Source organism: Janthinobacterium sp. LS2A (assembly GCF_036543145.1).
GTDB classification, from domain to species: Bacteria; Pseudomonadota; Gammaproteobacteria; order Burkholderiales; family Burkholderiaceae_D; genus Janthinobacterium; species Janthinobacterium aestuarii.
In genome coordinates this window covers 114716-129948 of record NZ_JAZHPB010000008.1, presented here as the reverse complement: position 1 = coordinate 129948, position 15233 = coordinate 114716, and the positions used below count along the sequence as shown (strand labels likewise).

At 61.1% G+C, this 15233-nt stretch carries 16 protein-coding genes; all 16 read right to left on the bottom strand.

Annotated features, from left to right (window positions below):
- Positions 1-60 precede the first annotated feature (60 nt).
- Entirely contained in the window at positions 61-507 is a 447-nt protein-coding gene (locus V3C40_RS21760) for a PaaI family thioesterase (protein WP_034753657.1), read from the bottom strand.
- A 62-nt stretch (positions 508-569) separates the two neighbouring features.
- Positions 570-2969 (bottom strand): 3-hydroxyacyl-CoA dehydrogenase/enoyl-CoA hydratase family protein, encoded by a 2400-nt coding sequence (locus V3C40_RS21755; protein WP_070257699.1) that lies wholly within the window; start codon positions 2967-2969, stop codon positions 570-572.
- 14 nt (positions 2970-2983) lie between these two features.
- On the bottom strand, positions 2984-4774 hold the full coding sequence (locus V3C40_RS21750; protein WP_034753387.1) for an acyl-CoA dehydrogenase C-terminal domain-containing protein: 1791 nt from the start codon (positions 4772-4774) through the stop codon (positions 2984-2986).
- A gap of 78 nt (positions 4775-4852) precedes the next feature.
- On the bottom strand, positions 4853-5455 hold the full coding sequence (locus tag V3C40_RS21745; protein ID WP_034753385.1) for a TetR/AcrR family transcriptional regulator: 603 nt from the start codon (positions 5453-5455) through the stop codon (positions 4853-4855).
- Positions 5456-5713: 258 nt separating this feature from the next.
- A complete protein-coding gene (locus tag V3C40_RS21740; RefSeq protein ID WP_070305356.1) occupies positions 5714-6103 on the bottom strand; it encodes an RNA-binding S4 domain-containing protein in 390 nt (129 codons plus the stop codon).
- Positions 6100-7263: a cardiolipin synthase ClsB gene (gene clsB / locus V3C40_RS21735; RefSeq protein WP_331778489.1), complete on the bottom strand. Its 1164-nt coding sequence runs from the start codon at positions 7261-7263 to the stop codon at positions 6100-6102. Before clsB ends, V3C40_RS21740 begins: the two co-directional genes overlap by 4 nt.
- 9 nt (positions 7264-7272) lie before the next feature.
- Positions 7273-8094: an endonuclease/exonuclease/phosphatase family protein gene (locus tag V3C40_RS21730; RefSeq protein WP_034753381.1), complete on the bottom strand. Its 822-nt coding sequence runs from the start codon at positions 8092-8094 to the stop codon at positions 7273-7275.
- A gap of 70 nt (positions 8095-8164) precedes the next feature.
- Positions 8165-8431, bottom strand: a complete 267-nt coding sequence (locus V3C40_RS21725) for a hypothetical protein (RefSeq protein WP_070305354.1) — start codon at positions 8429-8431, stop codon at positions 8165-8167.
- A 109-nt stretch (positions 8432-8540) separates the two neighbouring features.
- The gene (locus tag V3C40_RS21720; RefSeq protein ID WP_072457749.1) at positions 8541-8834 is read right to left on the bottom strand and encodes a hypothetical protein; all 294 of its coding nucleotides are present in this window, start codon (positions 8832-8834) and stop codon (positions 8541-8543) included.
- Positions 8835-8853: 19 nt separating this feature from the next.
- On the bottom strand, positions 8854-9318 hold the full coding sequence (nudB, locus tag V3C40_RS21715; RefSeq protein WP_331778488.1) for a dihydroneopterin triphosphate diphosphatase: 465 nt from the start codon (positions 9316-9318) through the stop codon (positions 8854-8856).
- 84 nt (positions 9319-9402) lie between these two features.
- Complete coding sequence (aspS, locus tag V3C40_RS21710) at positions 9403-11199, bottom strand: aspartate--tRNA ligase (RefSeq protein ID WP_035824170.1); 1797 nt, start codon at positions 11197-11199, stop codon at positions 9403-9405.
- Between the two features lie 69 nt (positions 11200-11268).
- A complete protein-coding gene (locus V3C40_RS21705) occupies positions 11269-11910 on the bottom strand; it encodes a DUF502 domain-containing protein (RefSeq protein WP_034753372.1) in 642 nt (213 codons plus the stop codon).
- 39 nt (positions 11911-11949) lie between these two features.
- Positions 11950-12258 (bottom strand): FmdB family zinc ribbon protein, encoded by a 309-nt coding sequence (locus V3C40_RS21700; protein WP_046682127.1) that lies wholly within the window; start codon positions 12256-12258, stop codon positions 11950-11952.
- 79 nt (positions 12259-12337) lie between these two features.
- Positions 12338-12940 (bottom strand): methyltransferase, encoded by a 603-nt coding sequence (locus V3C40_RS21695; protein WP_331778487.1) that lies wholly within the window; start codon positions 12938-12940, stop codon positions 12338-12340.
- Between the two features lie 18 nt (positions 12941-12958).
- Complete coding sequence (gene ubiB, locus V3C40_RS21690) at positions 12959-14530, bottom strand: ubiquinone biosynthesis regulatory protein kinase UbiB (RefSeq protein WP_128141126.1); 1572 nt, start codon at positions 14528-14530, stop codon at positions 12959-12961.
- On the bottom strand, positions 14527-15165 hold the full coding sequence (locus V3C40_RS21685) for a ubiquinone biosynthesis accessory factor UbiJ (RefSeq protein WP_070305555.1): 639 nt from the start codon (positions 15163-15165) through the stop codon (positions 14527-14529). The genes ubiB and V3C40_RS21685 overlap by 4 nt, the downstream gene beginning before the upstream one ends.
- Positions 15166-15233: the final 68 nt, after the last annotated feature.

The window sequence follows — 15233 nt, the reverse complement described above, 5'->3', positions numbered from 1 at the left end:
TTTATGCTTTCAAAGATGTTGAACGAGGTTCGTGTTCTGTCGAATGTCCGGGATGCTGGCCTATCGCTTCTGCGACAAATACCAGTCCACCGTCACCTGTGCCGCCAGCGTGCCTTCGGCGTCGAAAATATCGACTGCCACGGGAAACGCCACCTTGCCGTCCTGCGCCAGCTGCGCCTTCAAGGCAGCCAGGTCGCCCGGTACCCGGCCTTCGGCGCGCGTCGCGCCCCGGGCCACCTTCTGGTACTGGATGCGCGACTCCTTGGCCACCGGGCGCAAGCCCAGTATCAGCTCGGCGAAGCCGCCAGCCATGGCCGCGCCGGAAGCCGTTTCGGCCAGGGTAAACAAGGCGCCAGCATGCTGCGTGCCCAGGTGATTATTCAGTTTTGGATCTTCCGGCATCGACACCTTCGAGGTGCCGGCGCCGATGTCGTCGATGCTGATCCCCAGCAGCCGCACGAAGGGCAAGGTGTCCATCATCTGTTGTTTGATACGGTCATACACCATGCTTGGCCTCACGCGCAGCAATACTTTAAAAATAATGGACAGGATCGTCATCGACGTCAGGCTTAGTTGCGTACCGGCTTACCGGTTTGCATCATGCCCATGATCCGTTCCTGGGTTTTCGGATGGTTCAACAGCTCCAGGAATGCCTTGCGTTCCATATCCAGCAGCCACTGTTCGCTGACGAAGCTGCCCTGGTCCACGTCGCCGCCCGATACGATCTCGGCGATCATCTCGCCCAGCTTGAAATCGTGCGCCGAAATGAAGCCGCCGTCGCGCATGTTGACCAGCTGCGCCTTGATGGTGCCCCAGCCGTAACGGCCCGTGACCTGGATCAGCGATGGGAGCGCTGGACGGAAGCCGGCGTCGAACATGGCGCGCGCTTCGACCTTGGCCACGTGCAGCAGCTCGTAGGCGTTGAACACGATCACGTCGTCTTCCTTCAGGTAACCCATCTTCTTCGCTTCCAGCGCCGACTTCGACACGTTGGCGGTGGCTGCGTTGGTGAAACCCGTTTTCAGGAATTGCAGGATGTCGTTACCCTTGGCTTCCTTGTAGGCGCGCTGCGCCGCTTCCTTCAAGCCGCCGCCGGCAGGAATCAGGCCCACGCCCACTTCCACCAGGCCGATGTACGACTCGATCGAGGCCACGCGCTTCGATGCGTGCAGGGCCAGTTCGCAACCGCCGCCCAGTGCCAGGCCAGCGACCGCGGCGATCACCGGCACGTTCGCGTATTTCAGCGACATGAAGGTGTTCTGCAGTTCGGCGATGATCGGATCGACGGCTTTCACGCCGCCTTGCATGAACGCCGGCAGGGCCGATTGCAGGTCGGCGCCGGCCGAGAAGGCACCGCCTTCGGCTGCGTCCGCGTGCCAGATCACCAGGCCCTTGAAGTTCTTTTCCGCTTCTGCCAGCGCCAGTTTCAGGCCATTGATCACGCCTTCGCCGATCACGTGCATCTTGGTCTTGAACGAGATGATCAGGACGTCGTCGCCCGTATGCCAGACGCGCACGGATTCGTCTTCGAAGACGGTGGTGCCGGCGGTCTTGCCGTCGATGGCGCCACTGCCCAGGACTGGCGCGCGGAATGGCTGGCGGTCATACACGGACAGGGTCGAGCGTGGCACGAAACTGTTCGACACGGCGGAGTACGAACCTTCCGGCGTATGCACGCCGCCTTTTTCAGCGACCGGACCTTCGAAGACCCAGGCTGGCAGCGGTGCGTTGCACAGCGCGTGGCCGGCGTCGATGTCTTCCTTGACCCAGTTGGCCACTTGCAGCCAGTTCGATGCCTGCCACGTTTCAAACGGACCGACGTTCCAGCCGAAGCCCCAGCGCATGGCGAAGTCGATGTCGCGCGCATTGTCGGCCACGGTATCCAGATGGATGGCGATGTAGTGGAAAGCGTCGCGGAAGATCGCCCACAGGAACTGGCCTTGCGGGTTCGTCGATTCGCGCAGCGCCTTCATCTTCTTGACCGGATCCTTTTCCTTCAGGATGCGGGCGATGATGTCGGCAGCCTTGGCGCCGCCGGCCACGTATTCACCGGTGGCGAAATCGAGGCGTTGAATTTCCTTGCCGACCTTCTTGTAGAAGCCTGCGCCGCTCTTCTGGCCCAGCGCGCCTTTTTCCACCAGTTGCGCCAGCACGGCCGGCGTCTTGTAGACGGCGGCGAACGGATCGTTCGGCAGGTAGTCCTGCATGGTCTTGATCACATGGCCCATGGTGTCCAGGCCAACTACGTCCGCCGTGCGGAAGGTGCCCGATTTGGCGCGGCCCAGCTTGGCGCCAGTCAAATCATCGACGACGTCCACGGACAGGCCGAATTTTTCAGCTTCGTGGACGATGGCCAGGATGCCGAACACGCCAACGCGGTTGGCGATGAAGTTCGGCGTATCCTTGGCGCGTACCACGCCCTTGCCCAGGGTGGTGGTCAAAAAGCCTTCCAGCTGGTCGCTGATTTCAGGCTTGGTGAACTCGGTCGGGATGATTTCGACCAGGTGCATATAGCGCGGCGGGTTGAAGAAGTGCACGCCGCAGTAGCGCGATTTCAGGTCGGCGTCGAAGCCTTCGGCCAGCTTGGTGATCGACAGGCCCGAGGTGTTCGAGGCGAAGATCGCGTTCGGGCCGATGTGCGGTGCGACCTTCTGGTACAGGTCGTGTTTCCAGTCCATGCGCTCGGCGATGGCTTCGATGATCAGGTCGCAACCGGCCAGCAGGTCCAGGTTGTCTTCGTAGTTGGCGACCTGGATCAGCGCGGCGTCATCCTTGTTGCCCAGCGGGGCAGGCGACAGCTTTTTCAGGTTCTCGATGGCGCGCAGCACGATGCCATTCTTTGGACCTTCCTTCGCCGGCAGGTCGAACAGCACGACCGGCACTTTCGCGTTGATGCAATGGGCGGCGATCTGCGCGCCCATCACGCCGGCGCCGAGGACGGCTACTTTTTTAACGATGAAATTGGTCATATTTTCCTCAAGTCTTAGAACAGGTCTGCGTCGAGTGCCATCAGGTTGGCCGAACCGGAACGCGCCTGACGGATCAGGGTTGCCGTTTCAGGCTGCAAGCGGGCGAAGTAGAAACGTGCGGTAGCCAGTTTAGCGGTGTAGAACTTGTCGCCGCTGGATTCTTTTTCGAGGGCGATCTTGGCCATCTGCGCGAACAGATAGCTGTAGATCATGTGGCCGACGACGCGCAGGTAAGGCACGCATGCCGCGCCCACTTCGTCCGGATTCTGGAAGGCCTTCATGCCGATTTCCATGGTCAGCTTGGTGACTTTGTCGCCCAGGTCGCCCAGTGGGGTGACGAATTCGCTCATCGCTTCATCGGTGCCGTTGTCTTCGACGAATGCCTTGATCTTTTCGCCGAACTTGCGCAGCTTGGCGCCGTTGTCGCCGAGGATCTTGCGGCCCAACAGGTCCAGCGACTGGATCGTGTTCGTGCCTTCGTAGATCATGTTGATGCGCGCGTCGCGCACGTACTGCTCCATGCCCCACTCCGAGATGTAGCCGTGGCCCCCGAACACTTGCATCGCGTCCGAAGTGGCGATCCAGGCGTTGTCGGTGATGAAGGCCTTGATGACAGGGGTCAGCAGCGCCACTTCGTCGGCCGCTTCCTTGCGCACGTCGGCGTCGGGGTGATGCAGTTCGCGGTCGATCTGCAGCGCCACGTACGAGGTGAAAGCGCGCGCGCCTTCGGCGTAGGCTTTACCCGTCAGCAGCATGCGGCGCACGTCAGGGTGCACGATGATGCGGTCGGCCGGCAGTTCCGGGTTCTTGATGCCGGACAGCGAACGCATTTGCGTGCGGTCCTTGGCGTAGATCAGCGCGTTCTGGTAGGCGATTTCCGTCAGGCCCAGCGACTGCATGCCCACGCCCAGGCGGGCCGCGTTCATGAAGACGAACATGGCGTTGAGGCCCTTGTTCGGCTGGCCGATGATCCAGCCTTTCGCGCCGTCCAGGTTCATCTGGCAGGTCGAGTTGCCGTGGATGCCCATTTTTTCTTCGATGGCGCCGCAGGTGATCGGGTTGCGTTCACCGACCGTGCCGTCCGCGTTCGGCAGGAATTTCGGCACCAGGAACAGCGAGATGCCTTTCGAGCCTTCCGGCGCGTCCGGTACGCGGGCCAGCACCAGGTGCAGGATGTTTTCCGCCATGTCGTGCTCGCCGGCCGAGATGAAGATCTTGTTGCCGGTGATGGTCCAGGAACCGTCCGCCTCAGGCAGCGCTTTCGAGCGCAGCAGGCCCAGGTCGGTGCCGCAGTGCGGTTCGGTCAGGCACATGGTGCCCGTCCATTCGCCCGACACCAGTTTCGGCAGGTAGACTTCCTTCTGGTGGTCGGTGCCGTGTTCCTTCAGGCACTCGTAGGCGCCGTGCGACAGGCCCGGGTACATGGACCAGGCCTGGTTCGACGAGTTCAGCATTTCATAGAAGGAATTGTTCAGCACGACAGGCAAGCCCTGGCCGCCGTATTCCGGATCGCAAGCCAAGGCTGCCCAGCCGCCTTCGACGTACTGCTTGTAGGCTTCTTTGAAACCTTTAGGCGTGGTCACGCTTTTCGTGACGGGGTCGTGGTGGCAGCCTTCGCGGTCGCCCGAGTGGTTCAGCGGGAACAATACCTCGGAGGTGAATTTGCCGCCCTCTTCCAGCACCTGGTTGATGATGTCGGCGTCGACGTCGGCGTACGACGGCATTTGCTTCAGTTCTTCTTCCACTTGCAGGAACTCATGCAGGACGAATTGCATATCCCGGATTGGCGCGACGTATTGACCCATAATTTTCTCCTGAAGGCGATTAGCTAAAGTGTTGTACTTGTAAGTGCGTGTGCGTTGTTGCGGATACTGCCTGACGGCTTATTTGCTTGTGACGGAATTCTGGTACGACGCCAGCAGGCGGATAAAGCCAGCTTGCGCCCGTTCGATGCTGCCCGGCACGCGCAGGAAGCGCGCGTCGTGATGCAGGGCCAGGATCAGGCCATACATCTCGTACACCAGCTGCTGGGCGTCCGTGTCCGCTTTCAGGTCGCCCGTGGCGATCGATTGCTCGACACAGCGCAGCAGCGCGCCCTGCCAAGCCCGCACCATGGCCACGAGGGCCTCGCGGATGGGACCGGGACGGTCGTCATACTCAACGGCGCCGCTGATATAGATGCAGCCGGAAGCGATTTCCACGCTGACCCGCTTGACCCAGCGCGCAAACATCGATTGCAGGCGCTGGATGCCGCGTGGTTCTTTCATGCTGGGGAAAAAGACTTCTTGCTCGAAACGATAGTGGTAGAGCTTCAGCACTTCCATCTGCAAGTCTTCGCGCGAGCCAAAGTGGGCAAACACGCCCGACTTGCTCATGTTCATTTTGTCCGCAAGCAGCCCGATGGTCAGGCCTTCCAGGCCGTCGCGGCTGGACAGGTCCAGCGCCACGTCGAGGATGGCTGCACGGGTCAGTTCGCCCTTGCGCATGAATTTGACTGAAGTATTCAAGAGGTCCGTTCTCAAAGTGATGTTGCCGATCTGGCGGACTGAAGCGAGGGTAAAAAAAAGCACGCTTCGAAAAAATCCGAACGCTCGTACTATTATCCACTACCACGTAAAAGTCAAACGGGAACTTTAGAGCCGGTGTTCTATTGGTGCGGCGCAGCATTTTTTAGCCGCGTGTTTGTAGCGATTTCAGGCAGGCAAAAGCGGCGCGCGCCCCTGCCGCCTGAGTGCCAGCGTGCCTCAGTCGAGGCCGCCTGCCTTGTTCAGTTGACGGCGGTCGCGCTTGGTCGGCCGCCCCTTGATGGTGGTGCCAGGCTCGCGGAACAGCTTGCGCTCCTCAGCCAGCTGCTCGCGGCGGGCGATGCTGGCCGGCGTTTCGCCATACAGCAAGCGCGCCACGGGCGCCGCGCCGCGCTTGTCGGACAGGCCCAGCACGGCCACTTCCCATGTCTCCGCGCCATTGTCGATGGCCAGCTCGTCGCCCACGCGCACGCTGCGCGCCGGTTTCACGCGCTCGCCGCCCACTTTGACCTTGCCCGTGTCGACAGCTTCGCTGGCCAGCGAGCGCGTCTTGAAGAAGCGCGCCGCCCACAGCCATTTGTCCAGCCTTACCGTTGTCATCTCGTTCATGCGTACTTGCCTACTGAAAAAATGCGCATCACCAGCCGGTACGCGAGGAACGCGGCTTCATAGCCGATGCGCCGGAAGCGGCCGATGTGCTTGAAATCGTCCTGGTGAATGACGATGCCGTCGGCCACGCCCTGCTCGATATGCTGGCGCAAGCTTTGCGCGAAGGCCACGTCCTTGATCACCACGTTCGCCTCTTGGTTCAGGAACAGGCTCAGCGCGTCAATATTGCTGGAGCCCACCGTCGCCCAGTCGTCGTCGACGACGGCCACCTTGGCGTGCAGCTGCGTCTTGCGGTATTCGACGATTTTCACACCGGCGGCCAGCAGTTTCGGATAAAACGAGTGCGCCACGGCATCTTGCATACGGAACTCGCCCACGCCGATCAGCAGCACCACGTCGACGCCCCGCTGGGCCGCCTGGGCCAGCGCGTGGCGCAGCTTGTGTCCGGGTGCGAAATACGGGTTGGCCAGCATCACGCTTTTGCGCGCCTGGCCCAGCGCCTGCAGGTAGGCGCGCTGGATGGTGCGGCGGTTGCGCAGGTTGTCGCGCACGACAAAGCCGGCCACGACGGGATTTTTCGCCAGCTCCTTGCTGACGACGCGCATCTTGCGGTACAGCTTGATACGCCGCACCAGATTCATCTTGCCCAATCGCGCCCACTGCGCCTGCACCTCTTCGTGGATGGCGTCGACCAGCGGCCCCTTCACCTGCACGGCAAAATCCCAGCGCGGCGCTTCCAGGCTGATGTTGTGATCGTAGTCGCAAAACATGTCGTCGTTGATATTGATGCCGCCCACCAGCGCGATTTCGCCATCAGCCACGCAGATCTTGCGGTGCGTGCGCGTGATGCCGCGCCGGAACCACGGGTTGAAGATGCGGTGGTGCACGCCAACCGCCTCCAGCTGCGCATGCATGGCGTTGACCCGGCGGTTGCCCGTGCCGAACCAGTCCGTGATCATGCACACGAGCACGCCGCGCGCGGCGGCACGCTTGAGGGCGTCGAGCACCAGGGTGCCCGTCGCGTCGTCGGCAAAGATATACGTTTCGAAATAGACTTCCGAGCGCGCACCGTCGATGGCCGCAATCAAGGCAGGGAAGTAATCGGTGCCGCAATACAGCAGCTTGATGTCGTTGTGGGCGATGAAATTGACTGTACGCATGCCGGCAGTCTACGCGAGTTTCAAAGCAGCAACGATCGGCGCGTGGTCCGACAGTTTTGCCCACAAGGTGCCATGCATCACTTGCGCGCCCTCCACGTGGAAACCGCGCACATAGATGCGGTCCAGGCGGAACCAGGGCAAGGCGGCGGGAAAGGTGCGCGCCGGCACGGGGATCGGCGTTTTCGTCTGGCGCCGCGCCAGGGTGCGCACCAGGTCGCCCAAGGCCGAGTTCGACGCGCGCTGGTCGAATACCTCGACCACGCCCAGCGCATTGCGCAGCTTGTCGCTGAGCGTGTTGCGCCAGTCGTTGAAATCGCCGGCAATGATGACGGGCTCGCCATCGGGCGCCGATTCCATCACGGCGTCGATCAGCGCCTGCGTCTGGCGGCCCCGTCCCGACTCGAACAGGCCCAGGTGGACGACATAGCAGTGCACGTCGGCCTGCGGCGTCTTGAGCACGCAATGCAGGATGCCGCGCTGCTCGTAGGCATGGTCGGAGACGTCGTGATTGGTTTGCGACGCGATGGGAAACTTGCTGAGCAAGGCGTTGCCATGGTGGCCGTGATCGTACACGGCATTCATGCCATACGCGGAATGGTGCTCGGCACCGGCAAAGAACTCGTGCTGCGACGCTTCCGGCCAATGCTTGTGGCCGTTTTTCTCGGCACCATAGCGGGCCGCATTGCGGTCATGCTTGCCTTGCACTTCCTGCAAAAAGACGACATCGGCATGAAACAGGGCGATCGCCTGTTTTAAAGCATGTACGCGGGGCAAGCCTCGCACGGAGGAGACACCCTTGTGAATATTATAAGTTGCTACGCGGATTTTCATGCATTGATTCTACTCCCAGACGGGCCCCGCGCGGCGCCAGCGTAGGTGCGCGTGCGCACCTACGGCAGCTTTATTTGCCTGCAGCCGACAGCAGCAGACTACTAGCGGCACTGATGCTGCCGACGATGGCGCCTGTCACCCACAAGCCCTTTATCAAACTGGGCGCGCTGCTCCAGCTGAACGGTCCGCGTCCGCCAGCGAAGAAACGCGGATGCAGCAAAAATCCCAGCATCAACAAGGGCAAGCCCGCCTGCGGAAAACTGGCATGCGGCTGCTCCGGGAAACAGACGGCATACAGGCTGCCCAACACCCAAGACAGGAATAGCACACTGATCATGCGCTGCCGTAAAGAAAGTTGAGACCAATTCAGCATGCCATCCTCTCGTCATCGCTGACGTTGTTATTCATATCAAAATGTTGCCGGGTAATCGTTCGCTATCGGGTGTTCAGGCCAGCATGCGTCCCACGCCCGCCGTCACGCTGACGAGCAGCGCCGTGATGCCGGCCGCCCAGACGATCTTGACCAGCAACGGTGCGCCGCGCCAGGCCACGGTGCGCTTGCCCTTGGCAAACGCGCCCGGGTGCAGCAGCCAGCCGATCGCCATCAGCGGCATGCCGATCGGCGGCGTGCGGCCAGGCACGGTGGAACTGAACAGCAGGAAGATAAAGCACAGGCAAAAAACGATGCCCAGGGTGCCCAGCAGTTTTTGCTGCGCAGTCAAATGTAACCAGTTCAACATGGAATGCTTTCTAGGAAAATCAGGTGGGACGCGCCAGGCCCGTCATGGCCGGCAATTGCAGAATCGCTTCCGCGTTGGACGACGAGAAACAGCGGTCGGCCGCCGCCAAGTACGGCAGCCACGCATATTGCAAGTGTTCGCGCGGGCTCAGGGTGATGGCGATGTCGCGCGGCACTTGCACGCTGAACACGTGCTCCGTGTTGCGCGTCATGCCGGGCGCATAGCGGTGGCGCCAGATCGGATAGATCTCGTACACATTCGACAATTTCCAGTCGCGCAGCACGATATCGTGTCCATCGGCAACGATGCCGGTTTCCTCGAACAGTTCGCGCGCGGCCGTCTGCAGCAGCGGTTCGTCGACGGCATCGACGGAACCCGTCACCGATTGCCAGAAACCGGGCTGGCCCGCGCGTTCGATGAGCAAGACGTCAAGGTCAGCCGTATGAATGACGACCAGCACGGAAACAGGGATTTTATGAGTCATATCAACAATGAAAAAGGCGCCACGACAGCGCCTTTTTTTGCATAGTGGATCAAACAGCGGCCGCCGGGGCAGCCGCATGCTTCATTACACTACTTTTGGCTCGGCGCTGCGCAAACGGATGTGCAGTTCGCGCAGTTGCTTCTCGTCCACTTCCGACGGCGCATGGGTCAGTAAGTCTTGCGCACGCTGGGTTTTCGGGAAGGCGATCACGTCGCGGATCGATTCGGAACCGGTCATCATGGTCACGATACGGTCCAGGCCGAATGCCAGGCCGCCATGCGGTGGCGCGCCGTATTGCAGGGCGTCGAGCAGGAAGCCGAACTTCAGCTGCGCTTCTTCGGCATCGATCTTCAGTGCGCGGAACACTTTCGACTGCACTTCTTCGCGGTGGATACGGATCGAACCGCCGCCCAGTTCCCAGCCGTTCAAGACCATGTCGTAGGCCTTGGCGATGCAGGCGCCCGGATCGCTTTCCAGCATGTCTTCATGGCCGTCTTTTGGCGCCGTGAATGGATGGTGGGTTGCCGTCCAGCGGTCCGCTTCTTCGTCGTGCTCGAACATCGGGAAGTCGACCACCCATAATGGCTTCCACACGTCTTCGAACAGGCCGGCTTTCTTGCCGAACTCGCTGTGACCGATTTTCACGCGCAGCGCGCCGATGGCGTCGTTGACGACCTTGGCCTTGTCGGCGCCGAAGAAGATCAGGTCGCCGTCTTGCGCACCCGTCTGCTCGAGGATCGTGGCCAGCACGTCGGCAGGCAGGAACTTGACGATCGGCGACTGCAAGCCTTCAGGACCCTTGGCTTTCTCGTTGACCTTGATGTAAGCGAGGCCCTTGGCGCCATAGATGGCGACGAACTGGGTGTAGGCGTCGATTTCCGAACGGGGCATGCTGCCGCCTTGCGGTACGCGCAGGGCAACCACGCGGCCGCCTTTCATGTTGGCGGCGCCGTTGAAGACCTTGAATTCGACCGACTTCATGACTTCGGTCAAATCGGTGAAGGCCAGCTTGACGCGCATGTCCGGCTTGTCGGAACCGTACAGGCCCATCGCTTCGGCGAAATCCATCACCGGGAACGGGTTCGGCAGGTCGATGTCCAGGGTGTTCTTGAAGACGACGCGGATCATGTCTTCGAACAGGTCGCGGATTTCCTGTTCCGTCAGGAACGAGGTTTCGCAATCGATCTGCGTGAATTCAGGCTGGCGGTCAGCGCGCAAGTCTTCGTCGCGGAAGCACTTGGTGATCTGGTAGTAACGGTCGAAGTTAGCGACCATCAACAGTTGCTTGAACAACTGTGGCGATTGCGGCAAGGCAAAGAAGCTGCCCGCGTTCACACGCGACGGCACCAGGTAATCGCGCGCGCCTTCTGGCGTCGACTTGGTCAGCATCGGCGTTTCGATGTCGATGAAGCCCAGCGCGTCGAGGTACTTGCGCACTTCCATCGTCACCTTGTAGCGCAGGCGCAGGTTGTTCTGCATTTGCGGGCGGCGCAGGTCCAGCACGCGGTGCGTCAGACGCGTCGTTTCCGACAGGTTGTCGTCGTCCAGCTGGAACGGCACAGGCACGGAAGGGTTCAGCACTTCCAGCTCCGAGCAGACCACTTCGATCTTGCCGGACTTCAGGTTGTTGTTGATCGTGCCTTCGATACGGTTGGTCACGACGCCCGTCACGCGCAGGCAGAATTCGTTGCGCACGGCTTCGGCGACCTTGAACATTTCCGCTTGTTCCGGGTTGCAGACGATTTGCACCAGGCCTTCACGGTCGCGCAAGTCGATGAAAATCAGGCTGCCGTGGTCGCGGCGGCGATGTACCCAGCCGCACAGGCTGACGGTTTGTCCCAGCATGGCTTCGGTAACGAGGCCGCAGTATTCAGTACGCATAGACATAAAATTCTCAGTTCAGGTTAGTGAGTGTTCAATCCGGCCACGTCCCGCATGGGACGCCTGCCTTTATTCTTTGGCTGCCGGGGCCGGTACAGCAACAACTTCCGCAGGCGCCACCACGCCCATCGAGACGATATATTTGAGCGCCGCATCGACGCTCATGTCGAGTTCGACGACATCGCTGCGCTTCATCATCAGGAAAAAGCCCGATGTCGGGTTCGGCGTCGTCGGCACATACACGCTGACAAAGTCGCCCACCAGGTGGTTCGCCGCATCGCCGCCCGGCACGCCCGTCAGGAAAGCGATGGTCCAGGAGTTCTGGTGCGGATATGGCACCAGCACGGCCTTGCGGAACGCATTGCCCGACGGGGAAAACAGGGTATCCGACACTTGCTTGACGCTCGAATACAGGGAATTGACGATGGGTATGCGTTGCAGCAATTTTTCCCACAGCTTCACCACGTAATTGCCGACCAGGTTATTCGTCAGCAAGCCCGTGAAGAACACGATCAGTACCGTCAATACCGTGCCCAGGCCGGGAATGGTGCTCAGCGCGGGAACCTTGTGGCCGAACCAGACGCTGGGCTGCGTACTGCCGGGCACCAGCAACAGCGACTGGTCCATCGTGCTGATCACCAGATTCAGGACCCAGGCCGTAATGGCCAGGGGCACCAAAATCAGTAATCCGGTAATAAAGTATTTACGCATCAGTTTCTCGGTAAGGGATCGTATCGGCGCGGCGCGCTTTCAGTCCGCTTTCGGCGCGGTTGCAGCCGGGGCGGGCGCTGGGGCTGCGGCAGGCGCGCTGTCGGCGGCCGGGGCAGGCTTGGCGTTATCGGCCGGGCCCGTCGGAATGGCCGTGGTGGGCGCCGTGCCGCCGCGGAAATCGGTCGCGTACCAGCCAGTGCCCTTCAATTGGAAACCGGCGGCCGTCAATTGTTTCTTGAAACTGGGCTTGCCGCACGACAGGCACACCGTCAGTACTGGATCGGAGATCTTTTGCAAGACGTCCTTGGCAAAACCACACTCGTCACAACGGTAAGCGTAAATCGGCATCTCTACTCCGAGAAAATCATCAAAAACCCTGAATTATAAAGCTTTTCCTTTGCCCTCAACGGAAATTGACCGGTCCGCCTCAGTCCGCCCGGCGGCGCCAGCTCATCCAGCGCTCCTTGCCGGCGAAGACGGCGATGGAATCATCGACGGCTTCGTCGGCCAGGCAGTCGAAATGCGGGGCCAGCAATTCCTGCAGTTTCTCCCGTGAAATACCAAATGGCGGTCCCTTGGCATTGTCGTCAAAGAAAAAGTAACCGGCCAGCATGGCGCCCGGCGCCAGCAGCTGCGCCCAGCGGGACGCCACCTGCGGCCACATCGCGCGCGGCATGGCGCACAAAAAAGCCCGCTCATAGATCAGGTCCAGCGGCGCTGCGGGCTGCCAGGCAAAGAAATCGGCTTCCACCACCTGCCCTGCCCGTTCGCCGACGACGGCGCGCGCAGCGGCCACGGCAGCCGGCGAAAAGTCGATGGCCGTGGCATCCCAGCCGTGATCGAGCATAAAGACCAGCTCATAGGCCGAGCCGCAACCGGGAATCAGGCAGCGCAGCGGCGCCGGGCTGCCGGCGACGAAGCTGCGCAGGCGCATGGGCACGCCGCCGTGGTCCCAGGGCGTGAATTGCTTCTCGAAACGCTCGTCCCAGAAGGCGGGCGAGAGCGGATCGCGGGTATTGAAGTCAGCCATCACTTACGTCCTCAGCCTTTAAAACGGCAGTTGATGCCAGCGCATGAACACTTGCAAGCCCAGCGCGCCGAGGGCGAAGGCGCCCACGAAATACACGATAAAGCTCAGCAAGCGGTTCGTCTGGCGTTGCTCCGCCAGCAAGGTTTTCATCAGTTCCACATCGTTTTCGCGCGGCTCGCCATGCACGGTCAAAGCCTGGTGCAGCAAGCGCGGCAGTTGCGGGAAGATGTGCGCATAACGGGGCGCTTCGGCACGCAGGCGCTCCATGAAGCCTTGCGGCCCCACTTGGTTGCTCATCCATTTTTCCAGGTAGGGCTTGGCCGTTTGCCACAGATCCAGTTCCGGGTCCAGCTGGCGGCCCAGGCCTTCGATATTGAGCAGGGTCTTTTGTAGCAGCACCAGTTGCGGCTGCACTTCCACATTGAAGCGGCGCGACGTCTGGAACAAACGCAGCAATACCTGCCCAAAAGAAATATCTTTTAGCGGACGGTCGAAGATCGGCTCGCAACAGGCGCGCACGGCCGCTTCCAGTTCATCGACGCGCGTGTCTTTCGGCGCCCAGCCCGATTCGATGTGCGCCTCGGCCACGCGCTTGTAGTCGCGGCGGAAGAAGGCGAGGAAATTTTGCGACAGATAATCCTTGTCGTAGTCGTTCAAGGTTCCCACGATGCCGAAGTCGAGCGCGATATAGCGGCCGAACGATTCCGGCGCGATCGACACGAGAATATTGCCCGGATGCATGTCCGCATGGAAAAAGCCGTCGCGGAACACTTGCGTGAAGAAAATCTCCACGCCATCGCTGGACAGCTTGCGCAAATCCACACCGGCCGCCACTAGGCGCTCGGTCTGCGACACGGGAATGCCGACCATGCGCTCCATGACGATGACGCTGCTGGAACAATAATCCCAGTGCATTTCCGGCACCAGCAGCAAGTCCGAGTTGGCGAAATTGCGGCGCAGCTGGCTGGCGTTGGCCGCCTCGCGCATCAGGTCCAGCTCGTCGTGCAGGTATTTGTCGAACTCGCCCACCACCTCTTTCGGCTTCAAGCGCTTGCTGTCGGCCCACAGGCGGCTGGTCCAGTCGGCGGCGATGTGCATCAGGGCCACATCTTCGTCGATCAGCTTTTTCATGCCTGGACGCAAAACCTTCACGGCCACTTCGCGCCCATCTTTCAGGGTAGCAAAGTGCACCTGGGCAATCGAGGCGGACGCCACCGGTTCGCGCTCGAAGTGGGCAAACAGCTGGTCCGGGTGGGCGCCCAGCGACTTGGTGATTTGCGCGATGGCCAGGTCGGAATCGAAAGGCGGCACGCGGTCTTGCAGGCGCGCCAGTTCTTCGGCGATGTCGAGCGGCATCAAATCGCGCCGGGTCGACAGCACCTGGCCGAATTTGACGAAAATCGGGCCCAGCTCTTCCAGCGCCAGGCGCAGGCGCAAGCCCCGTGGCGACGACAGGTCGCGCCAGAAAATCAGGGTGTCGATCAATTTGGCGGTGCGGGGAACTTGCAGACCAGAAATCGCTATCTCATCCAGACCGTACTTGATGGAAACACGGATGATTTTAAACAGGCGCAGGAATTTCAATATCATGTAGACAAATCCGGTGAGGAAGACTGCGGCTGGACGGCGGCGGCCGCCTTTTCCAGCCGGGCAAGGCGCTTGGCCAGGCGTTCGACGTCATCGCGCACGCGCGTCACGCCAGCGGAATACTCTTGCAGGGTAGAAGGACGGATCAGCATGGGCTGTTCGTCGAGAAAATATTCGGCCACGTTTTCCGCCAGCTTTTGCTGGCCCGTGCGCACAAACGCGGCGGCATCCTTGGCGCCGGCAACGAGGCGCGTGGCCAGCATGGGGCCGACGACCTTTTCCAGGTCGTGCTCGGCTTCCCAGCGCAAGCCCTTGCTCAATTGCGAAATCGCATTGGCAAACTCGGCATCGCCTTCGATCTTGACGTAGGAAAACGCCCGCTCGCGGTTTTGCAGGATCAGCGGCACATCGGACAATTTTACGCGAATGGTGACGTTGGCCGGCATGTCGGCCGGCGCCGCTTCCAGCATGCCGGCGCTGTCGACGCGCAGGCGCAGGGCCACGGCGCCCGTGTCGATGCAGGCCAGCTTGCCGGCGTGAACGGCCAGTTGCTGGCGCGCCCACGGCTCTTGCGCCAGCAAGTGGTTGATGGTTGCAATGACGGGCGTCATCAGGGAAAGGTCGGAAAGTGGTGCCATCATGTTGCGCGCTTCGCGCCCCCAAAAAGAAAAAACCGCCCGTAAAACAACGTGGGCGGTTTCGATCT

What these genes read in the sequence shown, in the direction of transcription:
- clsB (WP_331778489.1), bottom strand. Translation starts at nt 7,263, where the DNA reads ATGCGTACAGTCAATTTCATCGCCCACAACGACATCAAGCTGCTGTAT.
- V3C40_RS21760 (WP_034753657.1), bottom strand. Translation starts at nt 507, where the DNA reads ATGGTGTATGACCGTATCAAACAACAGATGATGGACACCTTGCCCTTC.
- V3C40_RS21750 (WP_034753387.1), bottom strand. Translation starts at nt 4,774, where the DNA reads ATGGGTCAATACGTCGCGCCAATCCGGGATATGCAATTCGTCCTGCAT.
- V3C40_RS21725 (WP_070305354.1), bottom strand. Translation starts at nt 8,431, where the DNA reads ATGATCAGTGTGCTATTCCTGTCTTGGGTGTTGGGCAGCCTGTATGCC.
- aspS (WP_035824170.1), bottom strand. Translation starts at nt 11,199, where the DNA reads ATGCGTACTGAATACTGCGGCCTCGTTACCGAAGCCATGCTGGGACAA.
- V3C40_RS21745 (WP_034753385.1), bottom strand. Translation starts at nt 5,455, where the DNA reads ATGCGCAAGGGCGAACTGACCCGTGCAGCCATCCTCGACGTGGCGCTG.
- V3C40_RS21685 (WP_070305555.1), bottom strand. Translation starts at nt 15,165, where the DNA reads ATGGCACCACTTTCCGACCTTTCCCTGATGACGCCCGTCATTGCAACC.
- ubiB (WP_128141126.1), bottom strand. Translation starts at nt 14,530, where the DNA reads ATGATATTGAAATTCCTGCGCCTGTTTAAAATCATCCGTGTTTCCATC.
- V3C40_RS21720 (WP_072457749.1), bottom strand. Translation starts at nt 8,834, where the DNA reads ATGTTGAACTGGTTACATTTGACTGCGCAGCAAAAACTGCTGGGCACC.
- V3C40_RS21695 (WP_331778487.1), bottom strand. Translation starts at nt 12,940, where the DNA reads ATGGCTGACTTCAATACCCGCGATCCGCTCTCGCCCGCCTTCTGGGAC.
- V3C40_RS21705 (WP_034753372.1), bottom strand. Translation starts at nt 11,910, where the DNA reads ATGCGTAAATACTTTATTACCGGATTACTGATTTTGGTGCCCCTGGCC.
- V3C40_RS21740 (WP_070305356.1), bottom strand. Translation starts at nt 6,103, where the DNA reads ATGAACGAGATGACAACGGTAAGGCTGGACAAATGGCTGTGGGCGGCG.
- V3C40_RS21700 (WP_046682127.1), bottom strand. Translation starts at nt 12,258, where the DNA reads ATGCCGATTTACGCTTACCGTTGTGACGAGTGTGGTTTTGCCAAGGAC.
- V3C40_RS21755 (WP_070257699.1), bottom strand. Translation starts at nt 2,969, where the DNA reads ATGACCAATTTCATCGTTAAAAAAGTAGCCGTCCTCGGCGCCGGCGTG.
- V3C40_RS21730 (WP_034753381.1), bottom strand. Translation starts at nt 8,094, where the DNA reads ATGAAAATCCGCGTAGCAACTTATAATATTCACAAGGGTGTCTCCTCC.
- nudB (WP_331778488.1), bottom strand. Translation starts at nt 9,318, where the DNA reads ATGACTCATAAAATCCCTGTTTCCGTGCTGGTCGTCATTCATACGGCT.